The 26,942-nt window shown below is 30.3% G+C and carries 20 protein-coding genes, 1 pseudogene and 1 riboswitch; of the genes and pseudogenes, 19 read left to right on the forward strand and 2 right to left on the reverse strand.

The genetic code is table 11. From position 1 onward, the window contains the following. Positions 1-156: 156 nt before the first annotated feature. The 8 genes from AXY43_RS21245 (at position 157) to AXY43_RS21280 (ending at position 9,490) form a co-directional block, all read left to right on the forward strand. Positions 157-864: a ClpP family protease gene (locus AXY43_RS21245; protein WP_011968549.1), complete on the forward strand. Its 708-nt coding sequence runs from the start codon at positions 157-159 to the stop codon at positions 862-864. 113 nt (positions 865-977) lie between these two features. Beyond that, positions 978-3,347, forward strand: a complete 2,370-nt coding sequence (locus AXY43_RS21250) for a DNA translocase FtsK (RefSeq protein WP_039772245.1) — start codon at positions 978-980, stop codon at positions 3,345-3,347. A 292-nt stretch (positions 3,348-3,639) separates the two neighbouring features. Further along, positions 3,640-4,959, forward strand: coding sequence for a 30S ribosomal protein S12 methylthiotransferase RimO (gene rimO / locus AXY43_RS21255; protein WP_171780387.1), 1,320 nt, complete (start codon positions 3,640-3,642; stop codon positions 4,957-4,959). Next, positions 4,943-5,533 (forward strand): CDP-diacylglycerol--glycerol-3-phosphate 3-phosphatidyltransferase, encoded by a 591-nt coding sequence (gene pgsA, locus AXY43_RS21260; protein WP_011968552.1) that lies wholly within the window; start codon positions 4,943-4,945, stop codon positions 5,531-5,533. The genes rimO and pgsA overlap by 17 nt, the downstream gene beginning before the upstream one ends. A gap of 171 nt (positions 5,534-5,704) precedes the next feature. Then, entirely contained in the window at positions 5,705-6,790 is a 1,086-nt protein-coding gene (recA, locus tag AXY43_RS21265; RefSeq protein WP_023973309.1) for a recombinase RecA, read from the forward strand. 294 nt (positions 6,791-7,084) lie between these two features. After that, a complete protein-coding gene (rny, locus tag AXY43_RS21270) occupies positions 7,085-8,626 on the forward strand; it encodes a ribonuclease Y (protein WP_011968554.1) in 1,542 nt (513 codons plus the stop codon). Between the two features lie 220 nt (positions 8,627-8,846). Beyond that, complete coding sequence (locus AXY43_RS21275; RefSeq protein ID WP_009169189.1) at positions 8,847-9,107, forward strand: stage V sporulation protein S; 261 nt, start codon at positions 8,847-8,849, stop codon at positions 9,105-9,107. 122 nt (positions 9,108-9,229) lie between these two features. After that, complete coding sequence (locus AXY43_RS21280; protein WP_011968555.1) at positions 9,230-9,490, forward strand: HPr family phosphocarrier protein; 261 nt, start codon at positions 9,230-9,232, stop codon at positions 9,488-9,490. Between the two features lie 127 nt (positions 9,491-9,617). Here AXY43_RS21280 and AXY43_RS21285 read toward each other — a convergent pair whose 3' ends face one another. Next, positions 9,618-9,836 carry a DUF378 domain-containing protein gene (locus AXY43_RS21285; protein ID WP_011968556.1) on the reverse strand — a complete coding sequence of 73 codons (219 nt, stop codon included), beginning with the start codon at positions 9,834-9,836 and terminating at the stop codon, positions 9,618-9,620. Between the two features lie 201 nt (positions 9,837-10,037). Between AXY43_RS21285 and purB the strand changes: the two genes are divergently transcribed. Continuing rightward, positions 10,038-11,468: an adenylosuccinate lyase gene (gene purB / locus AXY43_RS21290; RefSeq protein WP_039772241.1), complete on the forward strand. Its 1,431-nt coding sequence runs from the start codon at positions 10,038-10,040 to the stop codon at positions 11,466-11,468. A 449-nt stretch (positions 11,469-11,917) separates the two neighbouring features. Here purB and AXY43_RS21295 read toward each other — a convergent pair whose 3' ends face one another. Beyond that, positions 11,918-12,913: an amidase domain-containing protein gene (locus tag AXY43_RS21295; protein WP_011968558.1), complete on the reverse strand. Its 996-nt coding sequence runs from the start codon at positions 12,911-12,913 to the stop codon at positions 11,918-11,920. 459 nt (positions 12,914-13,372) lie between these two features. Here AXY43_RS21295 and AXY43_RS21300 point away from each other — a divergent pair, with 459 nt between their 5' ends. The 10 genes and pseudogenes from AXY43_RS21300 (at position 13,373) to AXY43_RS21345 (ending at position 26,714) form a co-directional block, all read left to right on the forward strand. Then, entirely contained in the window at positions 13,373-14,623 is a 1,251-nt protein-coding gene (locus AXY43_RS21300) for a DUF6398 domain-containing protein (RefSeq protein WP_011968559.1), read from the forward strand. A gap of 53 nt (positions 14,624-14,676) precedes the next feature. After that, a riboswitch (FMN riboswitch) is annotated at positions 14,677-14,792 on the forward strand. Positions 14,793-15,124: 332 nt separating this feature from the next. Next, a pseudogene (gene ribD / locus AXY43_RS21305) lies at positions 15,125-16,209 on the forward strand (bifunctional diaminohydroxyphosphoribosylaminopyrimidine deaminase/5-amino-6-(5-phosphoribosylamino)uracil reductase RibD). A 26-nt stretch (positions 16,210-16,235) separates the two neighbouring features. Continuing rightward, on the forward strand, positions 16,236-16,886 hold the full coding sequence (locus AXY43_RS21310) for a riboflavin synthase (protein WP_011968561.1): 651 nt from the start codon (positions 16,236-16,238) through the stop codon (positions 16,884-16,886). Positions 16,887-16,950: 64 nt separating this feature from the next. After that, positions 16,951-18,144, forward strand: a complete 1,194-nt coding sequence (locus tag AXY43_RS21315; protein WP_077868693.1) for a bifunctional 3,4-dihydroxy-2-butanone-4-phosphate synthase/GTP cyclohydrolase II — start codon at positions 16,951-16,953, stop codon at positions 18,142-18,144. A gap of 167 nt (positions 18,145-18,311) precedes the next feature. Further along, entirely contained in the window at positions 18,312-18,776 is a 465-nt protein-coding gene (gene ribH / locus AXY43_RS21320) for a 6,7-dimethyl-8-ribityllumazine synthase (RefSeq protein WP_077868692.1), read from the forward strand. A 1,106-nt stretch (positions 18,777-19,882) separates the two neighbouring features. Then, positions 19,883-20,887, forward strand: a complete 1,005-nt coding sequence (locus AXY43_RS21325; RefSeq protein WP_039772234.1) for a LacI family DNA-binding transcriptional regulator — start codon at positions 19,883-19,885, stop codon at positions 20,885-20,887. Positions 20,888-21,364: 477 nt separating this feature from the next. Further along, on the forward strand, positions 21,365-22,678 hold the full coding sequence (locus tag AXY43_RS21330) for an ABC transporter substrate-binding protein (protein ID WP_023973302.1): 1,314 nt from the start codon (positions 21,365-21,367) through the stop codon (positions 22,676-22,678). A gap of 113 nt (positions 22,679-22,791) precedes the next feature. Continuing rightward, positions 22,792-23,688, forward strand: coding sequence for a carbohydrate ABC transporter permease (locus tag AXY43_RS21335; RefSeq protein WP_039772232.1), 897 nt, complete (start codon positions 22,792-22,794; stop codon positions 23,686-23,688). Continuing rightward, complete coding sequence (locus AXY43_RS21340; RefSeq protein ID WP_105412115.1) at positions 23,678-24,511, forward strand: carbohydrate ABC transporter permease; 834 nt, start codon at positions 23,678-23,680, stop codon at positions 24,509-24,511. Before AXY43_RS21335 ends, AXY43_RS21340 begins: the two co-directional genes overlap by 11 nt. A 109-nt stretch (positions 24,512-24,620) precedes the next feature. After that, the gene (locus tag AXY43_RS21345; RefSeq protein ID WP_105412116.1) at positions 24,621-26,714 is read left to right on the forward strand and encodes a beta-galactosidase; all 2,094 of its coding nucleotides are present in this window, start codon (positions 24,621-24,623) and stop codon (positions 26,712-26,714) included. Positions 26,715-26,942 lie beyond the last annotated feature (228 nt).

A 26,942-nucleotide genomic window follows, 5' to 3' on the forward strand; every position in this document is an offset into this window, starting at 1 on the left:
GAGTAACTAAATCATAGATTTTGAATTTAAAAGGAAACTCGACTCGCTTCGTTCGCTGAGTAAGTTCAATTAGCCAAATCATAGATTTGGAATTTCACTTATGTATAAAATAATTCCTACTGTACAAAATAAAAAGAGTATAGGAGGAATTATTTTATGGATAAATATATTTTAAATAATAATGAGAAAGAAAAGGAAGATAAAAATACATCAGAAGCACAGGATAAAATAGAAAATGTAAAAGAACTTGGAAATACTACATTAGCAACTCCAAATAAAAGAATACAGGTTTTATCTATAATAGGGCAGATTGAAGGGCATTCTGTACTTCCCCCACAAACAAAAGCCACAAAATATGAACATATTATACCTCAATTAATAGATATCGAACAAAATGATGATGCAAAAGGGCTACTCATAGTCTTAAATACAGTTGGAGGAGATGTAGAAGCTGGTTTAGCTATTTCTGAAATGATTCGAAGTATGTCAAAACCAACCGTTTCTATAGTAATTGGTGGAGGTCATTCCATAGGAGTACCGCTTGCTACATCAGCAGACTTTTCATTTATAACACCATCTGCAACAATGATAGTTCATCCAGTAAGAATGAATGGATTTGTGATTGGAGTATCTCAAACATTTGAATACTTTAAGAAAATGCAAGAAAGAATAAATGAGTTTATAGTTAGAACATCAAATATAAAACCAGATACTTTAGAAAGATTCATGCTTCAGACAGATGATTTATTAAATGATGTAGGAACAATGTTAATTGGAAAGCAAGCAGTTGATTGTGGACTTATTGACCAAGTTGGAGGAATACAGGAAGCTTTAAGCAAACTTAACGAATTAATAGAAAAATAGTAGCTATTTTTAAGGTTATAGAAAAAATCTATAGCCGATTTTTGTTTTTAGTGTTATCTTATTAAAGGAGAATTGCTATTCAATGTAGAAATAAAATTATGAGGTGATTTAAGGTGGGTAGGACTAAAGGCAAACATAGCACTACAAAAAGTAAAAAAGATGAAAACACAATAAATCCAGATATAGTAGGAATAGTGTATATTGCAACAGGAATAATACTTGGTATAGCAATATACACTTCTTTAGCTGGAATATTATCATCTTTAGCGCAAAGAGTATCATATGTAGTAATTGGAATAGGTGCAAATGCATTGCCTATTTATTTAATATATTTTGGATTCCAATATATAAAAACACGAGGAAATATTAAATTAAGCAAGAATTTTTTTGGAATAACTATATTAGTAGCTGTTACCATATTGACATTTGGAACAATAAACATTCAAAGTTTAGACGGGCAAGGAAGTTTTTTTGAAAATTTTAAGGTCATACTTAATGATAGCGCCCAGACTCCTCATGGTGGAATAATGGCATATCTCATATGTTATCCAATGTATAAAATTATAGGGGCCCTTGGGACATATATAGTTCTTCTCGCATTTTCAATAATTGCCATCACTTTGATTTTCGATATTACTCTTTATGATTTAGGGATAAAGGCCTACAATAAAGGTGAAAAAATAAGAAATAGCAGAAGAAGTAGAAAAGTAAGGGATGAGCAGAAACCAGTTAGAGAGAACTTTATAAATATAGTAGAAAAAGATGATAAAGAAAATGAAAAAGAAGCATTTCTTTCTGGTGTAGAAAAGAAGATAAAAATTCTAGATTTTATGAAAAATACTAGTGATGATACAGAAATCTCACCTATATCAAAAGCTGAAGTATCATCAGATATTCAGATAGAGAGTTTTATAGAAAAACCTACGCAAAGTCATACTAAGAAGAAAGAAAACTTAGGTAATGATGTTAAGGAAGTAGTAAATAAAGAGATACAAGAACATATAATGGAACAAAAAGAAACTAAGGAGTATAAACATCCAAGCCTTGAATTATTAAAATTAAATTCAAATACAAAACTTAATAGCAGTGACAAAAAAGAATTAATAGAGAATGCTAATAAGCTTGAAGAAATATTATCTAATTTTGGAGTAGATGCCAAGGTTACTCAAGTTACAAAAGGTCCATCAGTTACGAGATTTGAACTTCAGCCAAGTCCGGGTGTCAAAGTTAGTAAGATTGTAAATCTATCTGATGATATAGCTTTAGGGTTAGCAGCTTCTGGGATAAGAATAGAAGCACCAATTCCAGGTAAGGCGGCAGTTGGTATAGAAGTTCCAAATGGAAAACAAAAACCAGTCTTTTTAAGAGAAGTTCTAGAAAATGATGAATTTATCGAGTCTAAGAAAAAGCTTGCATTTGCTTTAGGAAAAGATATATCAGGAAAATGTGTTGTGGGAGATTTGAGTAAGATGCCACATACACTGATTGCAGGGGCAACAGGTTCTGGTAAGAGTGTATGCATAAACTCTCTTATAATAAGCCTATTATATAAGTATAATCCAGAAGAAGTTAAACTTTTAATGGTAGATCCAAAGGTTGTTGAGTTAAATGTTTATAATGGAATACCACATCTTTTGATTCCAGTTGTTACAGATCCTAAGAAAGCGGCAGCAGCTTTAAATTGGGCAGTAAATGAAATGACCAATAGGTATAAGCTCTTTGCAGACTCTGGAGTTAGAAATATGGAGTCGTATAATGAATTATTTAATAAGGGTATAATAGAACAAAAACTGCCATATATAGTTATTATAGTAGATGAGCTTGCTGATCTTATGATGGTATGTCCTAATGATGTAGAAGATTATATTGGAAGATTAGCACAAATGGCAAGAGCTGCAGGTATGCATTTAGTTATAGCAACTCAAAGACCATCAGTTGATGTAATAACAGGGGTAATTAAAGCTAATATTCCATCTAGAATATCATTTGCAGTATCATCTCAAATTGATTCTAGAACTATCTTAGATGGATCCGGAGCGGAAAAATTGTTAGGAAAAGGTGACATGTTATATTATCCAGTGGGAGAAAGTAAGCCTCTTAGAGTTCAAGGCTGCTTCATATCGGAGGAAGAAGTAGAGCAAGTTGTATCGTTTATTAAGAGTGAACAGGGTGATACTAAGTATGAAGAAGATATAATTGATCATATTAATAATGCGTCAGATTCAAAATCTGTGGATGCAAATGATAGTAATGACGATGTTGATGAATTACTTAATGAGGTGATAAATGTTGTAGTTGAGTATGGTCAGGCATCAACTTCGTTTATTCAAAGAAAGTTCAGAATAGGGTTTAATAGAGCTTCTAGAATAATGGATCAATTAGAAGAACGGGGGATTATATCGGAAAAGGATGGAAGTAGACCAAGGCAGGTGCTTATTACTAAGCAGCAGCTATTAGAAGATGAACATGAAGAGGAAAATTAATTAATAATGTCTAAAAAGTTTAAAGCTATAGTTTTAGATTAATTATGAAATAAAATTAAACATTATGTTAACTTTTTTAATTTAACTCTTTTGAGTTAAAATAATAAGTGATTTTTATGAGATTTGGGAGTAGTATATGTATAATAGCAACTTGTAAAATGTAGTTCTAATTTGTTATAATTAAGACTATTAGAACGTAGGAGGATATAAGAAGTTGAGCGAAATTAAAATAGAAATAGCGAAGAATAGAGAACAATATAATGAAGAGGCTTCAAGCAAGTATAAAGTTGGAATGGTAAGCTTAGGCTGTGATAAAAATAGAGTTGACTCAGAGATAATATTAGGTAAGATGAGTGATGAATATGAGATAACTAATAACCCCAAGAACGCAGATATAATTATAGTGAATACATGCGGATTTATAGAGAGTGCCAAACAAGAATCCATTGACACAATTTTAGAGATGGCTAATTATAAAATTAATTATAAATGCAAACTGCTTATAGCTACAGGGTGTCTTACTCAAAGATATGGAGAAGAGTTGAAGACATTAATACCTGAAATAGATATAATGCTTGGAGTTAATGACTATAATAAAATAAATGAAATCATAACTGAATTTATAGATGGAAATAAATTAGCAACAGAACTTTTGAATTATTCCGATGAAAACATTAATGAAGGAAAGAGAATTATTACAACTCAAAGGGAGAGTGCATATATAAGAATAGCAGAAGGATGCAATAATTTTTGCACATATTGTATAATTCCTAAGATAAGGGGAAAATTTAGAAGTAGGAAGATGGAAAATATTATAAATGAAGCAAGAGATTTGAGTGAGAGTGGAGTAAAGGAAATTATACTTATAGCTCAAGACACTACTTTATATGGAAGCGATATTTATGGGAAAAAGAATCTGCATGTTCTTCTTAAGGAATTATCCAAAATTGAAGGAATTGAATGGATAAGGGTGCTTTATTGTTATCCAGAAGAGATATATGATGAACTTATAAACGAAATTGCTTGCAATGAAAAAGTTGTAAAGTATTTAGATATACCTATTCAACATATAAGCGATAAGATTTTAAAACTTATGGGAAGAAAAACTAGTAAAAAAGATATAATTAATAAAATACAAATTTTAAGAGAAAGAGTTCCTGAAATTGTTATAAGAACAACATTTATAGTAGGATTTCCAAACGAAACTGATGAAGATTTTAATGAAATTATTGATTTCTTAAAGGAACATAAGCTTGAGAAAGTAGGTGCATTTACTTATTCTCAGGAAGAAGATACTCCAGCTGCTAAAATGGATGGGCAAATAGATGAAGAAATTAAGGAAAAAAGAGAAGAAGATTTAATGCTTTTACAAAAGAATATTTCAGAAGAAATAAATAAATTGAAAATTGGAAAGTTATATGATATTCTTGTTGAGGGATATAATGGAAAGTGCTATTATGGAAGAAGCTATGAAATGGCTCCTGATATAGATGCAAATGTATTATTTGAATCAAATGCAAAAATAGAAAATGGTGAATTTGTAAAGGTAAAAATAGTAGAGACTATGGATTATGATTTAGTGGGAGTTGTTGTTGATGAATCTTGCAAATAAGTTAACCTTAATTAGAATATTTTTGGTTCCTGTATTTTTAGTATTTATAGCAGTTAAAGATATACCATATGGAAGTTTTATTGCTACATTTATATTTATTTTAGCTTCATTAACGGATAAGTTAGATGGGTATATTGCTAGATCTAGAAATCAAATAACTAACTTTGGAAAATTTATGGATCCTTTAGCAGATAAATTATTAGTTACTGCGGCGTTAATTTCTTTAGTTGATTTACAGGTAGTACCAGGATGGGCAGCCGTAGTTATAATTGCACGAGAATTTGCTGTTTCAGGTTTAAGATCAATAGCGGCAGCGCAAGGAAGAGTTATAGCAGCTAGCTGGTGGGGAAAAATTAAAACGGTTATACAAATTATAGCAATAATTTTATTATTATTAAAAGTAAATATTCATGATGCAAGGCTGTTAAAAATTTTTGTAATAGACAATTATTATTTGAAAGGATTTTTTAAATTCGCTCCAATGATAATGCTTATGATTGCGGTTATAGTAACCCTGCTTTCAGGTTACGATTACTTTAAAAAGAATAAGGAAGCTGTTTCTTACGATAAATAAAATATATAAGATCCATGTTTAGAAATATAAAAAAATGGATATGAATTAAAAAGGTTCCTTCTTTGCTAGCAAAGAAGGGGCTTTTCTTAGAATTAATTATTGACTATGGTTTGTAATTAATTTATAATAAATATAGAACATAAGTTCGATGGAAGGGAGTTAATTAGTATTATGGGAATTATAAATGCAGAAAAGTTAAAAGCAATTGAAAGTGCTATGAGTCATATAGAAAAACAATTTGGTAAAGGATCAGTAATGAAATTGGGTGATCACAATATTTCTAACATGGATGCTATATCAACAGGATGTTTAGATTTAGATATAGCTCTTGGAATTGGAGGAGTACCTAAAGGTAGAATTATTGAAATTTATGGACCAGAAAGTTCAGGAAAAACTACAATTGCGCTTCATATAGCGGCAGAATCACAAAAGAAAGGTGGAGCAGTAGGATACATAGATGCAGAACATGCATTAGATCCTAGTTATGCCCAAAAACTTGGAGTTGATGTAGATAGCTTAATAATTTCTCAACCTGATACAGGGGAACAAGGACTTGAAATAGCTGAGGCATTAGTCCGTTCTGGAGCTATTGATGTTTTGGTAGTAGACTCAGTTGCGGCTTTAGTACCTAAAGCTGAAATTGAAGGAGAAATGGGAGATTCACATATTGGTCTTCAAGCAAGACTTATGTCACAGGCGTTAAGAAAGCTTGCAGGAACAATAAATAAGACTAATTGTGTTGCTATATTTATTAACCAATTAAGAGAAAAAGTTGGGGTTATGTTTGGTTCGCCAGAAACAACAACTGGAGGAAGAGCATTAAAATTCTATGCATCAGTAAGACTTGATATTAGAAGAATAGATTCTATAAAACAAGGGGATTCAATAATAGGTAACAGAACAAGAATAAAGGTCATGAAAAATAAAGTTGCACCACCATTTAAACAAGCAGAATTTGATATTATGTATAATGAGGGTATATCAAGATGTGGTAATATAGTAGATGTTGGAGTAAAAGAAGAGATTGTTCAAAAGAGTGGCGCTTGGTTTTCTTATGGAGATATAAGATTAGGTCAAGGAAGAGAAAATGCTAAATTATATCTAAAAGAAAATCCTGAAGTGGCATTAGATATAGAAAATCAAATTAGAGAAAAGTATAATCTTCCACCTGCAGAACTATTTAAGGCAGCTGCACCAGAGGGAGCTAAAGAAAATATAAGCGATAAAGATGATGTTGCTGTAGATACAAAAGAATAAAGAAGATGTAATAAATGGAAAGTTTAAATGTGAATTTACTTCATAATATTTATTAATAAATGTATAGCTGCATATATTATGATAACTCATATATATGCAGCTATATTAAGTATTTAACAGCATAATGCAGTATGTAACAGTTATATGCGCAAACTTGACATAATTTTGTTTTTAATATAGAATAAAAAGGAATACTGGTTTATCATATTCCAAATGCAGTGAGAAGAATATGACACCTACTATACTTTCTTGTTAATAATATAATGAGAAAATGATAAATTAGGAGGTGTTTATGTGGTAACAGCAGTAATGATATTAATAGATGTAATAGTTTTATTAATATTAGGAATAGTGGTTTATAAAACGATTCAAAACATATCAAAAGCAAAGATTGAATCGCTTGAAAAAGAAGCAGAAGAAATTCTAGTAAGAGCTAAAAAGGATGCAGAAGCAACTAAAAAAGAAGCAATCCTTGAGGCAAAAGAAGAACTTCATAAATTAAGAAATGATTTTGATAAGGAATCTCGTGAGAGAAGAAATGAGATTCAAAGGCTTGAAAGAAGAGTAATTCAAAGAGAAGAAGCACTTGATAAAAAGAGTGAACTTCTTGAAAAGAAAGACGAAACAATCAATCAAAGAATGCTTGAGGTAGATCAAGTAGAAGCAAGAGTACAGAAGCTTTATGAAGAAAGAAGAGCAGAACTTGAAAGAATATCGGCTCTATCTAGTGAAGAAGCACGTGAGATTCTTCTAGATGAAATAAGGAAAGAAATTACACACGATGCAGCTTTAATGATAAAAGATATTGAAAGTAAGGCAAAAGAAGAGGCAGACAAGAGAGCAAGGGAAGTAATTACAACTGCGATCCAAAGATGTGCTGCCGATCATGTGTCTGAATCAACTGTACACGTTGTTGCACTACCGAATGATGAGATGAAAGGTAGAATAATAGGTAGAGAAGGAAGAAACATTAGAACCTTGGAAACATTAACAGGAGTTGATTTAATTATAGATGATACTCCAGAAGCAGTCATTCTTTCTAGCTTTGATCCAATTAGGAGAGAAGTTGCGAGAATGGCACTAGAAAAGTTAATAGTGGATGGCAGAATACATCCAGCGAGAATCGAAGAGATGGTTGAAAGAGCAACTAAGGACGTGGAAAGTAGTATAAAAGAAGAAGGAGAGCAAGCAGCTCTTGAAACTAGTGTACATGGACTACATCCTGAAATTATAAGACTTCTTGGTAGATTAAAGTATAGAACAAGTTATGGGCAAAATGTGTTAAAGCATTCCATAGAAGTTTCATACTTAGCTGGCTTAATGGCTTCAGAGCTAGGTTTAGATGTTACTTTAGCTAAAAGAGCAGGATTGCTACACGATATTGGTAAAGCTGTGGATCAAGAGCAAGAAGGGCCTCATGCTCTAATTGGTGGAGATCTAGCTAAAAAGTATCACGAATCGCCATTAGTAATAAATGCAATAGCAGCACATCATTCAGATGTAGAAATGCAATCTTTAGAAGCAGTACTAGTTCAAGCGGCAGATGCAATATCAGCGGCTAGACCAGGCGCTAGAAGAGAGACATTGGAAGCATACATTAAGAGATTGGAAAAGTTAGAGGAAATTGCAAATTCACATGAAGGTGTAGAAAAGTCATATGCCATTCAAGCTGGTAGAGAGATTAGAATTATGGTTAAACCAGATAAAGTAGATGATGCTGGAACAATTGAATTGGCACGTAATTTAGTTAAGAGTGTCGAGGAAGAACTTGAATATCCAGGACAAATTAAAATTAATGTCATAAGAGAAACTAGAGCAGTAGATTTTGCTAAGTAAAAAAAGTGAAGTATATTTTGTTAAGTGATGAAATATACTTCGTTTTATTATAGATTAGATGTAATTAATTCATTTAAACTATAATTGAGTATATAAAAACAAAATACCTAGAAATAAAAATATTTTTTAATTTAGTAATTCTAAAAGGAATTTTAGGAATTATATAGAATATATTTAATGTAAACGATTTGTGTATTAAATTCTAGGAGGAATAACAAAAATGGAAGTATTAAAAGTATCAACAAAATCAAATCCTAATTCTGTAGCAGGTGCACTAGCAGCTATAATAAAGGAAAAAAATATTGCAGAAATTCAAGCTGTTGGTGCAGGTGCTATAAACCAAGCAGTTAAGGCTATTGCAATAGCAAGGGGATTTGTTGCACCAAGTGGAAAAGATATAGTATGTGTACCGGCTTTCACAGATATACAAATAGATGGAGAAGAAAGAACGGCCATAAAATTAATAGTACAACCTAGATAATTAAAATTATTTCTAAATTATCATATGAGCAATCATTTTTAAGTTGAAATTATCAATAAAAACGATTATACTATAATAGTTAAATGCTATATTTATTAATTTTTTGTAAAGAGGTGTATATAATGATAGCAAAAGAGGTTACAGTAAAAAATTCATCTGGTCTTCATGCTAGACCAGCAACATTATTAGTTAAGAAGGCTTCTTCATTTAAATCAGACGTTAGTATAGAATATAACGGCAAGAAAGCAAATGTAAAAAGCTTAATCGGAGTATTATCTTTAGCAGTAACTAAAGATGCTACTATCAAGGTTGTTGCTTCAGGAGATGACGAAGCTTTAGCAGTAGAAGAAATCGTTAAATTAGTTCAAACTTTAGAAGACTAATATACCAAAAAAGGTTCCATATTATTAATATGGAACCTTTTTTGGTGCATTAGTAGTATAAATATTAAATAATTTATATAAGTATAATTCTTGATATCGATTACTCATGCAGATCTTTAATTAAAGTCTAATTCTCATCCATTATTAAATTGCATCTAAATAGCAATGAAACCAAATCTAAGGCACCTAAAAATACTGCAATATAGATAAACCTCTCTATTATTGGAATATTCATAGAAATTAATTTTGCTATATTTAGGTTGAACAAACCTATTGTTCCCCAATTTAATGAACCTATAAGAACTAATAAAAAGGAAAGTTTATCTAAGATACCTATCTTACACATATTTCTTCACTCCAATCTTTAATATGATCCTTAGTATATATATATGATTCTTAGAGACAATAATAACAAAAATGTAAAATAAATTTAAATACAAAAGAGAACAAATAATTCTAAAATTAAATAGGCAAAAATGAAAAAAATATGATATAATACGAATGTTAAAAGAAAAAGCATAAAATATATTCGTGTGGAGGTTTTTAGATGAGAAATTTATATAGCACACCTTTAAATTCAAGATACGCATCAAAGGAAATGAGCTTTATTTTTTCTGATGATATGAAGTTTACAACTTGGAGAAAATTATGGGTAGCTTTAGCAGAAGGAGAAAGAGAACTCGGATTAAATATAACTGAGGAACAAATCAAAGAGTTAAAAGAACATATCAATGATATAAATTATGATGAGGCTGCTAAAAAAGAAAAAGAAGTTAGACATGATGTTATGAGTCATGTATATGCATATGGTCTTCAATGTCCAAGCGCAAAGGGAATTATCCATTTAGGAGCTACATCTTGTTATGTTGGAGATAATACAGATATTATAATAATGAGAGATGCTTTAAATCTAATTAAAAATAAAATAGTTACAGTTCTAAATCATTTGAAAAATTTTGCACTAGAATATAAAGACATGCCAACATTAGGTTTTACACATTTTCAACCAGCTCAATTAACTACAGTAGGAAAAAGAGCTACATTATGGATGCAAGATTTAGTAATGGATGTTGAAAATATAGACTTTTTATTATCAACATTAAAGCTTAGAGGTGTTAAGGGTACTACAGGTACTCAAGCTAGTTTTATGGAACTTTTTGATGGAGATGAAAATAAAGTTAAGTCTTTAGATAAAATTGTTGCAGAAAAAATGGGATTTGAAAAAAGTTATGGAGTAACAGGCCAAACATACCCAAGAAAACTTGATTCTATTGTATTAAATACATTATCGGAAATTGCTCAAAGTGCTTACAAATTTAGTAATGATTTAAGATTGCTTCAAAATATGAAGGAAATGGAAGAGCCATTTGAAAAAAATCAAATAGGATCATCAGCTATGGCATATAAGAGAAATCCTATGAGAAGTGAAAGAATAAGTGCATTAGCTAGATATGTAATAGTAGATGCATTAAATCCAGCAATTACAGCAGGAACTCAGTGGTTTGAAAGAACACTAGATGATTCAGCTAACAAGAGACTATCTGTAGCTGAAGGATTTTTAGCATTGGATGGAGTGTTAAATTTATACATAAATATTGCTGAAAACATGGTAGTATATGATAAAGTTATAGCATCTCACGTGCAAAGAGAATTACCATTTATGGCTACTGAAAATATAATGATGGAAGCTGTGAAAAGAGGTAAGGATAGACAAGAATTACATGAACAAATTAGAGTGCACTCTATGGCTGCTGCTCAAAGAGTAAAAGGAGAAGGGTTAGATAATGACCTAATAGATAGAATAATAAATGATGATTCATTTGGCCTATCTAAGGAAGAAATTCTAGCAATTATAGATCCAAATAAGTTTGTTGGAAGAGCACCAAGTCAAGTTGTTGAGTTTATAGATGAATATGTAGATCCTATTATTAAGAATAATGAAGATGCATTAAAAATCAAGAGTGAGATAACTGTATAACAATATAAACGTTAAAATTAAGCATATATATAAATCAAAGAAATGAGATACATATTTATGAATATGTATTTGAAAGCTAACTGTTATAAATGAAAGTTCAAATTTATAATTTGAGTTCACGAACTTAGTTAACTTATTAAAAATTGATTTAATTATAAGTAAGGTTGCTAAGGATTAGCTTGCAAGATTAAAGTTGAAGCAAGCTGGTCCTTAATGCAACCTCTTTTTATGTGCTTTCAGAGTTATGTTTTGTAGTATTCAGGTAAACATGTATCTGACTTAGATTTATAGATATAATAATCATAAACTATACTTAAACTATGAAGTATCTTCCAACCAGAAACTGGAACAAAAGTATATTATTCATTTCGGTGAGTTATACGAATAAGTATAGATTATAGTGTTGGGTTATCTATATATGATCTGGAGTTTGAGATAGATATTGTATATCAATCGAATTTTAAGGCTCTGAGTGTTGGATATCTGTTGGGATAAATTTGACTAAGAGGATAATTCAATTTGTCATAACTATGACAGCAATAAAGACAGTCACCATTTTGAAGCCTATAAGTAATAAAGCCATTATGAAAATATCGTCCTATAGACGGAGTGTAAAATTGAATTAAGCAGCCTCTATCTAATGATTTATCGTTTGGAAGCTTAGTGGCTTCTAATTTCGGCGTTATTAAGTATTGATATAGTTCTTCAACTCGAATCCAGGCATGAGTATATGGTTTCCAAGTTGCATTTTGACTGAAACCCCCAGCATGAATTATTTGAGACATAAAATTAGTACAATCCCCTCCGATGCCAGAAAATGATTTGTATTCAGGATTATAATTTAATGAAAATCTTTCAGCATAATCGCAGGCATCTGTGACATTAAATTTGGAAGCTCTTTTTTCATCATGGTTATTAGTAGAAAGCCAGCTAGAAGCTATGAACATTTCAAATAATGAATCAATTGATGAAAGTTTATCCTTATATACATTTATGTTGCTGTTTTTATTGAAATTACGGCTATTTACTAGGCTTGATAAATCAGTATTTAGGATATGTTCATATAAAAGTGGATTTTCTTCATTCTCTGCTATAAATTGTATTTTGCATTTGTCTTGCAAATACTCTAAAATGAGTATATATTCATTTATTGAAACTGAATTTATATTTTGAGGATAAGTTTTAACAATAAAAGAAGTCTTCAGAATCAGTTTAACCTTAATAAAACTTGGAATTTGTTCTAGTATATTATATGCATAATCAAATTTATAGTCTTTAAATGAAGAGTTTAATTTTTTTGCCCATTCAAAGTTGAATAATTTTTTTAGGTAAATTTCTTTTAATATGGTATCATCTAAATTATACTTATGTTTAGAAATTAAATTGATATTATTATAAGGCATTGATAGTAAAAAGGATAAATTATATAAACTATTTGTTAGCATATAGTTTCCTTATTTAAAATTGTTATCATTAAATATGTTTATGAGGGAAATTATAGAAATGTGTTAATAAATTCATTTTTTATAAAATTATTTGTTTGCATTACCTGATTGATAGTTTAATATGAGCTTTAGGCATAATCAAAAAATAACACTTCATTTATTTCGTATGCCTTAATGAACTAAAATTTTCAGAAAAATATATATTAAGATTGGTAATACCCTAGATAATAGATTAAAACAACAAAAATGTTTATAAAAATTTAAAAGTAGATACAAATATATTTAATATGTTATAATGTAATATGGACGAAAAAAGTAATGAACTTATAATATTTTTATAGAGAATATTGTAAATCTAAAATGAAAATTATAAATTTGGTGACTATACTTGCAAATTATAATTGTTGTAGGATAAAGTCAAATTTGTTAAAGATTTTTATAAAGGAGCTATAAGAAGAAATGCAAGAATTATCTAACGGAATAGCTAGCAAGTATGAAGAAATAATTGAAAAAATAAAGAGTTTTTCAGATGAATATCTCAATGAAGATTATAAGAATATTTGTGTTCTAGCAACAGAAACTTTATTTTTGAATTATGAAGAACAATTTAAAAAGGGGAAGAGCTTTTCATGGGGAGCAGGAATAGTGCATGCTATAGGAACTGCAAATAACTTATTTGATTCAAAAGAAAAGCCATATATTAAAGTTGCTGACTTATATAAGGAGTTTGGTGTTAGTAGTAGTACAGGCTCTAGTAAATCAAAGGAAGTAAAAAGCTTATTAGATATATCAAAAGATAATAATAAATGGATAATAGGCGAAAATAAGGATGCAGAAGCTTCAGAAGGTACTATGCTAAAAGCTAAAGAAGAAGTTGCATTAACTATGAATGATAAAATAGAAGAGGATAAAGCTGTTAAGGATGAAACAAAAGTTCCTTTTAAATTTGCTGTCCATAAAGATTATATAATGGCTCAAAGAACTATTGAGTATGCATGGAGACAAAAGAATTATAAAAATAAAGCAAAATATGCAAAAGAAGCATTAGAAGTATATGAAGATTGTGCGGATGCATATATAATATTATCAAAAGATTCTAGTTTAAATAATAATCAGAGGACAGAACTTCTAGAAAAAGCAGTTAACGCAGCGAAGAATTTATTAAGAATAGATGATTTGAAAAATGCACCGGCAGAGCTTCTTAGATTAAAGATAGCGAGGCAACTTTTCGGAGCTAAGTATAGTTTAGCGATTCATTTATGGGAAATTGGTGAAAAAGAAGCTGCAATAGAGAATGCTTTAGAAATCCTAGAGTATGATGAGAAAGATGAATTAGTGGTTAGAAGTTTAGTAGTTAATTGGCTTTTAATTGAGGAGAGATATGAACAACTAAAAAGCCTGCTAGAAAAATATGAAAAAGATAATTTGGCAGCTATACATTATAGTAGAGTAGCGTTATTATATAAGATTAATGAAATTAAAGCGGCAGAAAGTGCTTTAAGAAGAGCATATAAGAGAAACCCGCATGTTATACCATACATATTAAAACAAAAAAGAGTTTCAAGTACCTTGCCTAATTTAATTAGATTTGGAAGCGAGGAAGAAGCTATGAAATATGCTAGCTTAGGTTTAGACATTTGGAATGATCCTAAGATGCTTCAATGGATTAAAGAAAAGAAGAAAGAATTCGATATCATAAATTTTAGCTAATCACTTTACAAAGATAAAACTTCATGATATCATAGTTATTGTAAATTAAATAAAGAAATCTTCGGGGTTGGGTGAAATTCCCTATCGGCGGTACAGCCCGCGAGCTTTAAAAAGCAGATTCGGTTAGATTCCGAAGCCGACAGTAAAGTCTGGATGAAAGAAGAGAGTAATGTTATAAATTATATTTAAAATTAAAGTTTTAAATGTTATTTGTTCGTATTTAAGTACCCTGAATTTATTAGAATTCAGGGTTTTTTTATTACAATATATTTTTAAGTTTGAAATTGTATAAGATTGATAGAACTGGCTTAAAATATATGCTGTAATATATAGGATAAATTTTAAAATTTTACTTGTATATATAAATAATCATTACAATTTTTTAAAACTCCGAGGATTTGAATCCCGGAGTTTCTTTATTATTCATTAAATTATAATTCAACTAAGTATTTATAAGATTATATTATAGGAAATAGTATGAAAAATTGGAGATGATTAGTTTTGGATGAGAAGTACATGGAGATAGCTTTAGAATTAGCTAAAAGAGGAATAGGTAAAGTAAATCCTAACCCACTAGTTGGAGCCGTTATAGTTAAAGACAATGAGATAATAGGAGAAGGTTATCATGAGTGCTATGGAGAAGCTCATGCAGAAAGAAATGCAGTGAAAAATGCAACAAAATCTGTGGAGGAAAGTACAATTTACGTCACACTAGAACCTTGTGCTCATTATGGAAAGACACCCCCATGCGTAGATTTATAATTGAAAAAAAGTTTAAAAGAGTAGTAATAGGTATGTTAGATCCCAATGAGCTAGTTTCTGGAAAAAGTGTGGAAAAGTTAAAACAGCATGGGATTGAAGTTGTAGTAGGTATTAAAGAAAACGAATGTAAAGAATTGAATGAGATTTTTATAAAGTATATAACATCAAAGATTCCATTTGTCATTTTGAAAAGTGGAATGTCTATTGATGGGAAGATAGCAACTTATAGTGGAGAATCAAAATGGATTACATCTAAAGAATCTAGAGAAGATTCACAACACTTAAGAAATAGGTTTCATTCGATTATGGTAGGTGTAAACACGGTAATTGAAGATAATCCTGAACTCACATGCAGAATCAACGATGGAAAGAAGTTAATCAGGATTATTGTAGATAGTAATCTTAGAATCCCACTAGAGTCTAAAGTTCTCACAAATAGTGATAAAGCTGCAATAGTAGTAACTACTTTAAAATCAGATAAAGAAAAGAAAAAGAAATTAAGATCTATGGGCATTAAAGTTATAGAAGTGGCAGATAAAGATAATAGAGTTAATCTGAAAGAGCTGGTTAAGAGGGTTGGAGAAGAAGGAATAGATTCAATACTTATAGAAGGTGGAGGAACTTTAAATTTTTCTGCATTAGAAGAGAGAATTGTAGATAAAGTAAGATTTTATATAGCACCTAAGATAATAGGTGGACAAAGCAGCAGAAATAGTATAGCAGGAAAAGGCTTCTTTAAATTAGATGATGCAGTTAGATTAGAGGACATTAATTATAGAACGATTGGAGAGGACTTAGTACTAGAAGGTTATGTTGCTAAATAAGAGATGAAAGATATAAGGAGGAGAAGATGTTTACTGGAATTATTGAAGAAGTTGGCGTGTTAGAGAAATTTAGCACAGGTAATGGCTTTGGAGTTATGGAAATCAAGTGTAGTGAAGTTTTAAAGGAAACTAGAGTCGGAGATAGTATAGCCACCAATGGAGTTTGCTTAACAGTAAAAGAAAAATATTCAGATTCTTTTAAAGCAGAAGTGATGGGCGAAACTTTAGAGAAAAGTAACTTAGGAAATTTAAAGGCTGGAGATAAAGTAAACCTTGAAAGGGCATTGAGATTAAGCGATAGGCTTGGTGGTCATATTGTAAGTGGACATATAGATGGTGTTGGAAAAATAGTTTCCATAAAAGAAGAAAGTAATGGAACTTGGTTTACTATATCTGCACCTGAGGAGGTACTAAGATACATTATATATAAAGGATCAATTGGAATAGATGGAATAAGCTTAACTGTTGCTTATGTTGATGATGAAGTATTTAAGGTTTCTGTTATACCTCATACTATAGATAATACTATACTTTCATATAAAAAAGTTAATTCAAAGGTTAATTTGGAGTGCGATTTAATTGGGAAATATGTGGAAAAGTTATTTGGTGGAAAAGAAAAAGAAGAAAATGAAAATAGCAATATTACAATGGAATTCCTAAGAAAAAATGGGTTTTAATCATATAAATCATCAGAATGAATTTTAAGTATATATAAAATACAAATTTAAGGAGCTGAGCATTATGTTTAATAGTATAGAAGAGGCATTAAAGGATATTAAAGAAGGGAAAATGATAATAATTGTAGATGACGAGGGAAGAGAAAATGAAGGAGATTTAGTAATTCCAGCAGAACTGGCTAATGGAGAAAATATTAATTTTATGATTAAGTACGCGAGGGGACTTGTTTGTACGCCAGTGGAAGAAGAAATTGCAGTGAAACTTGGATTAAATCCAATGGTTGAAAAAAATACGGACAACCATGAAACTGCTTTTACAGTATCCATAGATCATAAGGATACGACAACAGGCATATCAGCATTTGAAAGAGCTTATACAATAAACAAACTTGTAACTGCAAGTGAAGGCGATGACTTTAGACGACCAGGCCATGTATTTCCTTTGATAGCTAAGAATGGCGGAGTATTTGAGAGGATTGGACATACAGAGGCATCGGTAGATTTGGCAAAGCTTGCAGGATTTAAAGGTGCGGCAGTTATATGTGAAATAGTAAAAGACGATGGAACAATGGCAAGGCGTGATGATTTGATAAAGTTTGCTAAGGAGCATAACTTAAAGATAGTTACTATAGCTGATCTAGTTAAATACAGAAAAGAAGAACATTTAAGTGTCGTTATGGAAACGGAAGCTAATCTTCCAACTAAGTATGGGAATTTTAAAGTACTCGCATTTAAAGAAAAAGATTCCTCAAAATGTCATTTGGCTTTAGTCAAAGGAGATATTAAAAATAATGATGAACCAATACTTGTTAGAGTTCATTCTGAATGTTTAACTGGAGATGCTCTAGGATCTAGAAAATGCGATTGTGGAGAACAATATGAAGCTTCGATGAGAATGATAGCAAAAGAGGACTCAGGAATACTTCTGTATATGAGACAGGAAGGAAGAGGAATTGGCCTTTTAAATAAATTGAAAGCATATGCACTTCAAGATGAGGGATTGGATACAGTAGATGCAAATTTAGCTCTAGGATTTAGAGAAGACATGAGAGATTACAAAACAAGTGCTGACATGCTTAAGATTTTAGGGATAAAGAATGTTAGATTAATTACTAATAACCCAGATAAAATAGAAGGATTAGAAAAAAATGATATAAAAGTTTCAGAAAGAGTTTCAATACAAATGCCTTTGAATGAAAATGATGAATTTTATTTAAAGACTAAAAAAGAAAGAATGAATCATTTGCTAAATATTTGATGATCAAATTCTAATAACATGTTACTGCATTTAAAGTAATATTAGCTGAGATAAATTAGGTGGAATATTTGTGGTTATAAGTTCAATTAGTATTTAGTTTACATGTAGATCTAATTGAAGTTGATAAAAAATAAAATAAATAATATAAAATATTGGAGGAAAAAATAATGAATATATTTGAAGGAAATTTAGTTTCAGAAGGATTAAAATTTGGGATAGTAGTAGGAAGATTTAATGAATTTATTGGAGGAAAACTTTTAGAAGGCGCAATAGACGGATTAAAGAGACATGGTGTGAAAGAAGAAGATATCGATATTGCATGGGTACCAGGTGCCTTTGAAATCCCACTAATTGCTAAAAAGATGGCTAAGAGCCCTAAATACGATGGAGTAATATGTTTAGGAGCAGTAATAAAAGGATCTACATCACATTATGACTATGTTTGCTCAGAAGTATCCAAGGGAATTGCAAGTGTTTCTCTTGAAAGTGGAAAGCCAGTAATTTTTGGTGTTCTTACAACAAATACTATAGAACAAGCAATTGAAAGAGCGGGAACTAAAGCTGGTAATAAAGGATATGAAAGTGCAGTTTCAGCTATCGAAATGGCGAATCTAATTAATACAATAGGATAAGCCAACTATAATCTATACTTATGCGTATAGCTCACCGAAATGAATAATATACTTTTGTTCCAGTTTCTGGGTAATTCTGATGGGTGATTCTAAGGCTATAAAGTTGCACCCAAAGTGCTAGCCTCAAAGAACGAGCTTTGAACTAGCACATTTGTAACAACTTATAGCCAAAGAATCACATCCATCAAAATTACCAATGAAACATTCCACAAAAGTATATTACTCATTTCTAGTTGGAAGATATTTCATAGTTTAAGTATAGTTTATGATTGTGTTATCTATATGGGATCATGAAAATACATTAAGCTTATAAATATATGTATATACTTATATAGGATTAAAGGTATATATTTTTAAAGAAATATATGTATGTATAAAAATATTTTCATATGTAAATATATAAATATTTATAGGAAACATCAGGTGTAAGGGCCATTTATGGCTATAAGAGAACCTATCATTTCTAGCGTGGCATAGATATATATTTGATTTATTATACGAGTACATTCACAAAAGAAGTCAAATTACTTGTGTGGAGGAAACAAAGTAAGATGTCAAGGCTATTTGGAGGAAGAGGGTTAACGCTTTGCTTATTCAATTTAAAATGGAATAAGTTTAAGTGGAACCCTCTTTCTCTTAATTATTTCTGAAGTTCTCATAGCTTTTCGGAATAAAATATTTATAATTTTGGTAAGCTCCATATTAGTCGTGATATATAAAAAGACAAAACAATTATTAGTTGGATTTATACTATGATATATCATTAACTAGAAAGTGGAAACATTTTTATGCAGCAGGCATTTAAAAATGAGATGTTAAAAGTTCTTAATTGGAGGTTGTTCAAATAATGCTTGTCACAATGAAATTGGGAGCAAGCATTATTTGTGGAACCCGCAATTTAGCACTTTCAGCGAAATTTTCATAGTCCTGCGAAATAACAATGTCTCTACTTTCGGTGAATTGACGCATAATGCCATCTATATAAGAAAAGTATCACAACAGTTTGACTATATTTTGCTTGTGAGATACACTTAACTTAGATTTGTTTTCAGCAAAATCTCGTGTTTAATTTTTTTGGACTATGCGAGCTAAAGGAGGAAGTTAAGTTGGCCACTATAAAGGAAATAGCTTCTATAGCAGAAGTTTCTATAGCAACAGTTTCTAGAGTTTTAAATTTTGATGAAACATTAAATGTAAGTGATGCAACAAGGGAAAAAATATTAAAAATAGCAGATGAACTTGATTATGTTTCAGCAAAAACAAAAAAAGCTAAGAATAAGAAAAGTAAGGATATAGGAATTATTTATTGGTATAACTATGAGGAAGAATTAGGAGATCCATATTACTTATCAATAAGGTTAGCTGCTGAAAAAAAATGTAATGAAAATAATTTTAATTTGGTGAAGCTAAGTGAGGATAGCAGTATTGAGGATGTTAAGAATGTTAGTGGAATAATTGCTATTGGAAAGTTCTCTTCAAGTATCATAGATAAATTAGCAAGTGCCAATGATAATATAGTATTTGTAGATTTTTCACCTGATGAAAATAAATTTGATTCAGTAATGGCGGATTTAGGAAAAGCAACTTATGAAATCTTAGATTATTTGTATAGTTTAGGCCATAGAAAGATTGGTTTCATTGGTGGGAATAAATTAGAATGCATAGATTATAGAGATATATATTTGGATAAAAGGGATATGAAATATAAAGAATTTATGGAAAGTAAGAATATCTATAATAATAAATACATATATGAGACGGAGAGATTCACTTTTAAAGCTGGATATAATCTTATGAAGGAAGCATTAAAATCTAAAAATAACATAACAGCTTTTTTTATTGGAAATGATACAATGGCAGTCGGGGCTTACAAAGCAATTTCAGAGGAAGGATTATCAATACCAGAGGATATAAGCATAATTGGATTTAATGATCAGCCTAGTGCAAAGTATATGATACCAGCTCTAACTACAATAAGAATACCAAGTGAGTATTTAGGAAAAGCAGCTGTTGACTTGCTGCTTGAAAATTTGAATGGAATTAGGGAATATAATAAAAAAGTAATAATACCAACTGAATTTAAAATTAGAGAGAGTTGTAAGAGAATATAGAAAATAAGCAGTAGCCTTTTGTGGAAAAGGGTTACTATTTTTTTGCTCTAAATGAATATATATGCAAAAACAATTCTTCATCATAATTCTAAAAATATTGCAAGAATTTTAGCCGTAATTGTGAATTATGAAATGTGCATTGTGAATTGCAACATATATATTTAAACTTTTGAAGAATTAGATAAAGAAAAAATACAAAAAGCATGTTAGATTTTTATCACCATTAAATCTAACGTGAAGATTAAATTCTTTTATTGAAAAAGACGAGTTTAATATTTACATCAAACTAATAAAAAAATGCTAATAACCAAAAAAAGTACAAATCCCAATATTAATATTATAAAATTATTACAAATTGATACCAATAATGCAATAACGTTTACTATATTGAGAATGCTATAATGTAAACAAATACATAACTAATATAAATTAGAAAATTATTTATGTATAAACTTTAATTTCAAGGGGGAATAATTTATGAAACTTAAAAAGATTATGGCTGCAGTTGTAACTGGCATGATGGCTTTTAGTTTAATAGCATGTGGTTCATCATCAGGTGGTAGCAATGCTTCATCATCAAGCAAAGGAAAAGATGATAAAACAATTACTATCTGGGCTTGGGATGATACATTCAATATAAAAGCAGCTAATATGGCTAAAGAAAAATATCTAAAGGATCACCCGGATGTAACTATTAACGTAGTAAGTATGGCACAAGATGATGTAGTGCAAAAATTAAATACAGGTCTTTCATCTGGAACATATGATGGGCTTCCTAATGTTGTGTTAATTGAAGACTATAAAATTCAAAATTATTTGCAATCTTATCCAGGCGAGATTAAAGATTTAAGTGGAAAAATAGATAAAAGTAAATTTATGGATTATAAATTAAAATCTATGCAGCAAGGTGATAAGACTTACGGGGTACCATTTGATAGTGGCGTAACAGCGTTATTTTATAGAACAGATTTAATTGAACAAGCTGGATATAAGAAAGAAGATATGCAAAACCTTACTTGGGAAAAATATATAGAAATTGGTAAAGCTGTTAAAGCTAAAACTGGAAAAGCTATGATAACTATAGATCCAAGTGATTTAAATCAACTAAGAGCTATGATGCAATCAGCTGGTTCATGGTATGTTAAAGATGATGGAAAAACAGTAAATATTGCTGGTAATCAAGCTTTAAAAGATGCAATTAATATATACAAGCAAATGGTTGATGCAGGAATTACAAAGCAAGTATCAGGATGGGATGCATTTATAGCAGCATTCCAAAAAGGTGACGTTGCTACTGTGCCAAGTGGATGTTGGGTTTCATCTTCAATACAAGCTTCTGAAGACCAGAGTGGAAAATGGGCAGTAGCAGCTATTCCAAGAATGGCTTCAAATCCAAAATCAGTTAATGCATCTAACCTTGGTGGTAGTAGCTGGTATGTTCTAGATAAGGTTGGAAATTCAGATTTAGCTGCTGACTTTTTAGCAAATACTTTTGCATCAGATGATGCTTTAATGAATGATTTAGTTCCAGCAATTGGTTTAGTAAGTACATTAAAATCAGCAAGTACAAGTGAAAATTATAGTAAGCCAATAAAATTTTATGGAGATCAACAAGTATTTAAAGATTTATCAGCTTGGGCTGAAAAGGTTCCATCTGTAAACTATGGTCTTTACACATATCAATTGGAAAGTGTTATGTCAGAAGGGATGCAGGCTATTGTTAATGGAGCCGATATAGACGAAACTCTTCAGAAAACTCAAGCTCAAGCAGAAGCAGCTGTAAGCAAATAACACAGATAAAATAACCGTAATTTGAAAAATATGAATTTGTAAAGGCTATTTGTTAAAAGTTTAAATATATGTTTAGCAAATGGCCTTTTATAAATCCTAAAGGAGTTGAAAAAATGAAACGCAAAATTGGATCTGGTATTAACAGCAAAGAAAACTTTTGGGGATGGATTTATGTAGCATTAGGTACATTTTTAATAGGACTATTTGTGTTTTTTCCAATGATACAATCTTTGATAATGTCACTACAATCAGGTAAAGGTAATAATTTAAAATTTAGTGGTTTTAGTAACTATGTGAGAATGTTTTCAGATGCAACTTTGATTAAAGCAGTTGGAAATACATTTATATTTTTAATAGTCCAAGTTCCAATAATGATTATTTTAGCACTTATTATTTCTTCAGTTCTCAATGATAAAAAATTAAAATTTAGTGGCTTTTTTAGAACAGCAATTTTCTTACCTTGTGTAGCATCTTTAGTTGGATATTCAGTTATTATAAAGAGCATATTTGCATCAGATGGTTTAGTAAATAAATTGCTTATCAATATACATTTAATTTCAGTACCAATTGAATGGATTACAGATCCATTTTGGGCTAAGATATTGATTATTATAGCCATAACATGGAGATGGACAGGTTATAATATGATATTTTATTTGTCAGGCTTACAAAATATTGATCATTCGATTTATGAAGCAGCAGAAATTGATGGAGCATCTCCATTTAAAAAATTCATATCTATAACAGTGCCACTATTAAAACCTATAATATTATTTACAACAATTACTTCAACAATTGGTACATTACAGTTATTTGATGAACCTATGAATATCACAAAAGGTGGTCCTGCCAATGCAACAACTACCATTTCTAAATATATATATGACTTATGTTTCACATATACACCAGACTTTGGATATGCAACAGCGGTAGCTTATCTTGTTGTTATTATAGTGGTAGTGTTAGCTATAATCCAATTCAAAATAGGAGGAGATAAGAATGACAAGTAAAATGAATAGAGTATTTAAATATATATTTTTGAGTATAGCATCTTTTGTTTCTATATTTCCGTTTTTTTGGATGGTTATTAGTGCAACAAATAAATCTGTTGATGTAACAAGAGGAAAACTAATTCCTGGGCATAGCTTTATGGAAAATTTAAATAATCTTTTTAAGCCAGAATTGGGATTTGCTTCTTCATTAGTTAATTCAGCAGAAATTGCGATTATAACTACAATTCTTGCACTCCTTGTTTCATCAATAGCAGGATATGGATTTGAAATATTTAGAACAAAAGCTAGAGATAGACTATTTAACATTTTACTTTTGTCTATGATGGTTCCATTTTCAGCTTTGATGATTCCATTATTTAAATTTTTCTCAAATTTAAAAAGTTCACCATTGGCCTTTCTTGGGGTGAATACATTATGGGCTGTAGTTTTGCCTAGTGTTTGTACTGCATTTTTAATTTTCTTCTTTAGACAAAATGCTAAATCATTTCCTAAAGAAATTTTAGAAGCAGCAAGAATCGATGGATTGGGTGAAGTTGGAATTTTCTTTAAAATATTTTTTCCAACTATGAGGACAACTTATGCGGCAGCAGCGATTATAACATTTATGAGTGCATGGAATGCTTATTTATGGCCATTGATTGCATTACAATCACCAGAAAAGAAAACTGTTTTACTTATAATTTCAAAGTTAGCGTCAAGTTACTCCCCAGATTATGGATTAATAATGATGGCTATAGTAATTACGACATTACCAACTGCACTTGTATTCTTTGTTATGCAAAAACACTTTGTTGCAGGAATGACAGGTTCAATAAAATAAAATTTAATAGAACTAAAAATATAAATATATATAAATTTTAAATAATATAATTCATTAAATTATTTAAATTTAAAAAATAAGAGTTTTATAAATATTGGAGGGAAAGCTTATGAAGAAGGAATTTCCAGTACTTAATAGTAAAATAAATGGATTTTTACATGGCGGTGACTATAATCCAGATCAATGGCTAAACTATTCAGAAGTGTTAAAAGAAGATGTGCGGCTTATGAAACTTGCAAATTGCAATTGCGTATCAATAAACATATTTGGCTGGAGTGCAATAGAGCCGGAAGAAGGAAAATATACATTTGAGTGGTTAGATAAAATTATGAATGATATGGAAGAAAACAATATTCATGTAATTTTATCTACTCCAAGTGGTGCAAGACCTGCATGGATGTCAGAAAAATATCCAGAGGTCTTAAGAGTAAACAGTTATAGAAGTAAAAATCTTCATGGACAGAGACACAATCATTGCTTTACTTCACCTGTTTATAGAAAAAAGACATATGAAATAAATAAAATTCTTGCTGAGAGATATAAAGATCATCCGGCACTTATTATGTGGCATGTTTCTAACGAATATGGAGGAGAATGTCACTGTGATCTATGTCAAGATGCTTTTAGAGAATGGCTTAAAAGAAAGTACGATAATAATTTAGATAAATTAAATGAGGCTTGGTGGACTGGTTTCTGGAGTCATAGATTTAACAGTTGGTCACAAATCGAAAGTCCGTCTGAAAAGGGTGAGATGTTTGTTCATGGACATAATTTAGATTGGAAGCGGTTCGTTACAGATCAGACAATAGATTTTTATAAAAATGAAATTGCCCCCATAAGAGAAATAACACCTAACATGCCTGTGACAGCTAATTTTATGGGGAATTATCCACGTATGGGCTTATTTACAGGCTTAGATTATTGGAAGTTTGCAAAAGAAGTAGATGTAGCTGCATGGGATAACTATCCTGCATGGCATAATGATTTTGAAAGCACTGAAGAGCTTGCAGCTAATGTTAGTTTTGTACATGATATATACAGGTCGTTAAAAGGTGGACAGCCGTTTTTAATAATGGAAAGTACTCCAAGTCTCGTAAATTGGCATGATACTAATAAATTAAAGCGCCCTGGAATGCATTTATTATCATCAATGCAAGGTGTGGCTCATGGAGCAGATTCTGTTCTATACTTCCAATGGAGAAAAGGAAGAGGAGCTTCAGAAAAATTCCATGGTGCTGTTGTAGATCATTGTGGCCATGAGAATACAAGAGTATTTAGAGAAGTTACAGAAGTTGGAGAAGTCTTAAAAAAGATTAAAGAAATCCAAGGGTCAATTAAAGAATCAGAAGTGGCCATAATATTTGATGTTGAAAACTTATGGGCTATCGATGATGCACAGGGATTAAAAAAATATAGAAAGGGCTATGAAGAAAGCTGTCAAGCAGCTTATAAAGTATTTTGGGAAAATGGAATTTCAGTAGATATTATTAATATGGATTGTGATATATCAGATTATAAACTTGTGATAGCACCAATGCTATATATGATAAGACCAAATGTTGCAGAAAGAATTAATGAATTTGTAAAAAAAGGAGGAACTTTTGTAACTACTTATTTTAGTGGAATAGTGGATGAAAATGATCTTTGCTTCTTAGGAGGATTTCCAGGACCACTTCGAGAAATAACTGGAATTTGGTCAGAAGAAATAGATTCACTATACGATAATGAAGTGAATTATATAGAATTTAAAAATGATAAAATTAAAGAATTAAAGGGCCAATATGAAGTAAAAGATTACTGTGACTTAATCCATGTAGAAACTGCAGAAGTTCTTGGAGTATATAAAGAAGATTTTTATGCGGATATGCCTGCGTTAACAGTTAATAACTATGGGGATGGAAAAGCATATTATATTTCAGCAAGAACTGGATCAGATTTTAACAATGATTTTTATTCAAAGCTTATTAAGGATTTAGATATTAAGAGTGTTATAGATAGAGAATTGCCACAAGGTGTTACGGCTCAAATGCGTTCTAATAAAAATAATAAGTATACTTTCATTATGAATTTTACTGAAGAAGAAAAGAAGGTAGATTTAGGAGAAGAAATATATTTTGATATGCTTTCTGGAGAAGAAATCAGTGGAAAGATCATATTAGGTAAGTATGGTCTAAAAATACTAAAGCAAATTAATTGTAATTAATTATTAGAATGAGAAAAATTCTTTATGTATATATGTTGCAATAATAAATTCACATTTAAAATTCTAGTAAGACAAGTGTTTAGTTAAGGATAGAATGTAGAAATTAAATTTCGATATATATGTTAAAAAATTAATATATTACCCCCAATTAAGATAAAATCACTATAAATTAAAGGTTTGTAGTGATTTTATCTTATTTATAAGTGAGGAGAAAGAATGAAAATTAAC

This window comes from Clostridium sp. MF28, assembly GCF_002969175.1.
Classification (GTDB): domain Bacteria; phylum Bacillota; class Clostridia; order Clostridiales; family Clostridiaceae; genus Clostridium; species Clostridium beijerinckii.